Annotated in this window: 4 protein-coding genes; all 4 read left to right on the forward strand. The window is 42.1% G+C overall.

Translation table 11 applies throughout. From position 1 onward, the window contains the following. The first annotated feature begins 91 nt into the window (after window positions 1-91). Window positions 92-334 carry an alpha/beta fold hydrolase gene (locus NWQ57_RS05675; RefSeq protein ID WP_306021167.1) on the forward strand — a complete coding sequence of 81 codons (243 nt, stop codon included), beginning with the start codon at window positions 92-94 and terminating at the stop codon, window positions 332-334. 164 nt (window positions 335-498) lie between these two features. Beyond that, entirely contained in the window at window positions 499-1,620 is a 1,122-nt protein-coding gene (locus NWQ57_RS05680; RefSeq protein WP_306021168.1) for a 4-phosphoerythronate dehydrogenase, read from the forward strand. Between the two features lie 38 nt (window positions 1,621-1,658). Then, a complete protein-coding gene (locus NWQ57_RS05685; RefSeq protein WP_306021169.1) occupies window positions 1,659-2,675 on the forward strand; it encodes an aspartate-semialdehyde dehydrogenase in 1,017 nt (338 codons plus the stop codon). A 416-nt stretch (window positions 2,676-3,091) separates the two neighbouring features. Beyond that, window positions 3,092-4,869, forward strand: a 1,778-nt coding sequence (locus NWQ57_RS05690) for a FimV/HubP family polar landmark protein (RefSeq protein ID WP_306021170.1), incomplete at its 3' end; no start/stop codon positions are given.

Raw genomic sequence — 4,869 nt, forward strand, 5'->3', positions numbered from 1 at the left:
AAGCTTTACACGGATATTCGGCAAAGATACTCAACCACAGTCAGCGCATGTCGACATTTTATGGCAATGACTTCAAAACAAAGTAGGCCACATGGTTTTACCTGAGCTCTTAGCTTACATGGATGAGCGCCAGCGTTTAGGGAAAAGATGGGTCGAGACAATGATTGAGACAAGCATCCCTCTGTACTTCATCAACGGCGCACAAGACTCGATTTCTGGTAGACAACTGTTAGACCGATACATTGATATCGTGCCAAATGCCCGAACGGCTTTATTGGATGTAGGACATTACCCGCAACTTGAGGCACCGCAAGCAGTGCTGCATTTATATTAAGCTTTTTTACATTCAGTGCTGAGTTCTGACACTGGCTCAGGGGGTGGTGGACCGTAAAAAATCACTTAGTTTATTTGTTAAATATATACCGTGCGGCGCTTTACCTCATCTACCTTCATGGCATACTAAGGTCCTTTATTTTTGTGTAAACAAGAACCCTATTAATGAAAATTTATTTTGAAGACAGTATGCCTTATGGCTCAGAATTTTTTGCTGAACTAGGTGAGTGTCAGGTGTTTTCTCATAAAACTATCGATGCCGATATGATTGCCGATGCCGATGTCCTTTTAGTGCGCTCTACTACTAAAGTGAATGAGACATTATTAGCGAAAGCTTCTAAGCTAAAATTTGTTGCAACCGCAACAGCGGGTACCGACCATGTTGATATTCCTTACCTAATGCAAAGGGGGATTCATTTTCAGTCTGCAGGAGGCTGTAATGCCGTAGCAGTGGCAGAATATGTATTAAGTGCTTTATGTGTCATGGGCAAAAAATTAGGATGGCATTTAGGCGATAAAACAATCGGTATTGTAGGTGCAGGCCATGTTGGTAGCGCCTTGCAAAAAAAGTTAGATACTCTCGGTATAACCTATTATCTTTGCGATCCGCCTTTGCAGGAAGCGGGAGATCCCCGCCAGTTTGTTGATATGCAAAGGATAATGCACTGCGACATCATTACTCTACATGTTCCTTTTATCAGTGAAGGCAAACACCCAACAGAACACCTATTTGATGTAGCCCGCTTGAGTGAACTTACCGAGCAGCAAGTATTAATAAATGCTTGTCGCGGTGAAGTGATTGATAATGGCGAGGTGCTGAGTTTGTTTGAAAGCGGTAAAAGGTTGAATTTAGTGTTAGATGTTTGGGAAAACGAGCCAGATATCAATTTAGCGCTTGTTCCTTATGTCGCATTGGCAACAGCTCATATAGCAGGCCATACGATAGAAGGTAAAGCCCGTGGCACGGAAATGCTTTATCAAGGCTTGTGTGATTTTTATCACTTGCCTAAATCTAAAACATTAAGTGATTATTTACCTCGGGTTGAAACACAATTGAATATAAATCCAAGCTTGGACGTTCAGCAAAATATCGAAAACTTAATCTTAGAGGTTTACAACATCGCTGACGACAGTAAACACTTTAAGGATAATATGCACAATGCAGAGCAATTTAGATATATCAGAAAGCACTACCCTATAAGAAGAGAGTTTTCTGCAATAAAGGTTAATACTGGAAATTTTTCGCAATCAAAGGCAATCTACGCCCTCGATTTTTTAAAGGCCTGATAGGCTAATCATTTTATTTTTATAGGAGTACTTCAAACATGTCTCGGTCTTTTGATGTTGCTGTGCTAGGCGCTACCGGATTGGTAGGGCAGCATATGATCGAAATTCTTGAACAACGGAATTTCCCGGTCAATACACTTTATCCTCTAGCGAGTTCACGCTCTGCTGGTGGTACAGTATCGTTCAAGGGTAAGGATATTACGGTACTTGACGCAGATACGTTTGATTGGTCAAAAGTACAACTTGGCTTTTTCTCTGCTGGTGGCAGTGTATCAGCTAAATACGCCCCCATCGCGGCAGAAGCAGGTTGTGTTGTTATCGACAATACCTCTCATTATCGCTACGAAGCCGACATTCCATTAGTTGTGCCTGAAGTGAATGCCCATGCTTTAGCCGATTTTAGAAATCGAAATATTATTGCTAACCCCAATTGTTCCACAATTCAAATGTTAGTTGCCTTAAAGCCCATTCAAGATGCAGTTGGTATTTCACGTATTAACGTCTCTACCTACCAATCAGTATCGGGTGCAGGTAAGTCAGCAATGGATGAATTGGCGCATCAAACCGCTGCATTGCTAAGCGGAAAAGAAGTTCAGGTAAAAGCTTTTAGTCGTCAAATCGCTTTCAACGTCATACCTCAAATCGATGTGTTTACTGATAATGACTACACCAAAGAAGAAATGAAAATGGTGTGGGAAACTCAGAAAATTATGGGCGATGACAGTATTTTGGTTAATGCCACTGCGGTCCGTGTACCTGTTTTCTTTGGTCACGGTGAAGCAATTCACTTGGAAACGCGTTCTCCGATAGACGCGGAAGAAGTAAAAGCCTTGTTAGCCAACGCGCCAGGCGTAAAGTTGATGGAACAGCGCGAAGATTTTCCAACTCAAGTCGGTAACGCTAGCGGTCATGACGAAGTATTTGTTGGGCGTATCCGCAATGATATTACCCATCCAAATGGTATCAATATGTGGGTTGTATCAGACAACGTGCGTAAGGGTGCTGCGACCAATAGCATCCAGATAGCCGAAGTATTGATCCGCGATTACATGTAATTTAGTTTTATTTCCATTCTATCTTAAGGGCTATTCAGTTACAGCGAATAGCCCTTATGTTTTCTGTTCCTGTGCCGATGATTCTCATACCACCATCAACCAGTTTTTAGTGGTCAAAGCGAGTGCATTCTAGATCCGTTTTCGCATCTGGTTTATAGTGCTAGAGTTGCATGTTATTGACATAAAATGTTGGAATACCAATTGCTAGGTTAGTGTAATTAAATTGGTTTTTACCTACTAAAGTCTAAAATTTGACACCTTCTTAGTCATTTTCAAGATCAACAGCATGGTTGTCTGATTGAGTAAAATGCAACTAACATAATTGGGTTAGCTGGCAGGTTATTGCAAGATAATTAATTTTTAGGTCGAAATGGAACCGCAGATCACATGACACAACCACTATTGGGGCAAGCCGTTTGACAATCAAAATGCTAAACAAGGCGAAATTATTTGTCGTTTGTTGCTGTTTCGCTATCTCGACTTTATATGCAGCCGTACCCCAAAGTGTGCAAGTTAAGGGGCCTAAAAACAATTCCGCTCAGTATTCTGGCGTTAATTATGGTCCAATAAAATCATCTGATACGCTATGGCAAATTGCTAGCCGTTATAGACAAAGCAAAGAGTTGTCTATTTACCAGGTCATGTATGCGATTTACCAACTGAATCCCGACGCTTTTGAACAAGACAATCTTAATCTTATCAAAAATGGCTCTATCCTAAAGTTACCCTCTGAGCGTTATGCCTCTAGAGTTGATAAAACTGCCGCGATTGATCGTTTTCAAAGCGATGAACAGATCCTCAAAACTGCAGGGCCTACCAATAGCGAAGCAGTTGCCAGTCAAAGTCTCAGTAGCAGTGCAAAAGTCAGTAAAAATGAGCTAGACGAAACCAAGGCGCTAATAGAAGAAAAATTGGGAGCGTTAAATGAGGCACAATCACGCCAGTTTCTTGAAATTCGGCAACAATTTGCCGAATCAATCAGTCAAGTTCAAGCGATCTTAAATAAAAATCAACAACTGGTTGAGCAGCTTGATAAGGTCAATACTGATATTGATCAAATGCGTTCAGAGGAAGTCGTAAAAAACCAGCAGATGGAACAGATGGGTCAAAGCATTGAAGAGCTTCTGGCTCGTTCGCGCTTAGAAGATGAGCTGAAAGCCAAAGCGGCTGAAGACGAGGCCAATGCAAGTTGGTTAGACAGTCCTTGGATGCTGGCGGCAATTACGGTTCCTTTGACCCTGTCGCTTCTTGGTGGCTTGGCGTATTTTTTCTTGATGCGCCGTAGTGCAAACGATAAGCCAAAGGAATTTGATTTAGTAGAAGACGATGACATTAGTCTTGATCCCCACAGTTCAGCGTTAGACGACTTATCTGATGCCTTAAGTAATGAGCTTTCAGATGAACTAGGGGATGACCTCGATGATGATAATCTGTTTGGCGATGACGACCTACTGGATGATGTGCTTGCTGAAGAGCTACGTGAGTCTCTAGATGATGCCCTGGATGACTCCTTAGATAACGCGTTTGATGATGAATTAGATTCTTTTGATGACTTAGGTGAAGACCTGCTTGAACCTACCACCGCTTCGGAAGAATTTGAGGAAGGTGACTCTCAGATTGGACAAAATGAACTCGATAGTCTGTTCGATGAAGACGACGATGAGGATAACTTACTTGCTGGTAGCGGCGATGATGCAGAAGCCGAACTCATTGATAGTGACATCGACGATGTACTAGCAGAAATAGAGCCTACGCCTCAACCGGAAGTAGCTGAAGCTATCCTTGAGCCTGAAAGTGACGCGGCAGAGTTTGATGAAGAGTCGCCCAGCATTGAAACGGTCGTTGACCAAGACGAAGCACCAGAAATCAGTATTGATGAATTATTTGACGGTGAAAATACGCCTATTGTCACGCCAGATATTATTTCTGATGAAGATGAAGATATCAATGAAGACGTTTTACAAAAATTAGACAAAGAAATCGCCGAACAAAATGCTGAGATAGATAATATTACGGGCAATTTGCTTGATGAGTTAGAACAAGTAGAGCAGATGCGAGAAATGCTTGGTGATTTTGGGGACGACGATGATGAAGACGAAGCTCCGCAAAATACTGTCGCTCAGCCAAGTATCCAAAAACTAGACGAAGAAAGCCTTGCTGCGGGCTTTGATGAAAACGCCGGTTTTGAGCCTGA

Source organism: Paraglaciecola sp. (assembly GCF_030730205.1).
Classification (GTDB): domain Bacteria; phylum Pseudomonadota; class Gammaproteobacteria; order Enterobacterales; family Alteromonadaceae; genus Paraglaciecola.

Bases quoted from the DNA above. Each gene is read 5' to 3' on its own strand.
- NWQ57_RS05675 (WP_306021167.1), top strand. From the start codon at position 92: ATGGTTTTACCTGAGCTCTTAGCTTACATGGATGAGCGCCAGCGTTTA.
- NWQ57_RS05680 (WP_306021168.1), top strand. From the start codon at position 499: ATGAAAATTTATTTTGAAGACAGTATGCCTTATGGCTCAGAATTTTTT.
- NWQ57_RS05685 (WP_306021169.1), top strand. From the start codon at position 1,659: ATGTCTCGGTCTTTTGATGTTGCTGTGCTAGGCGCTACCGGATTGGTA.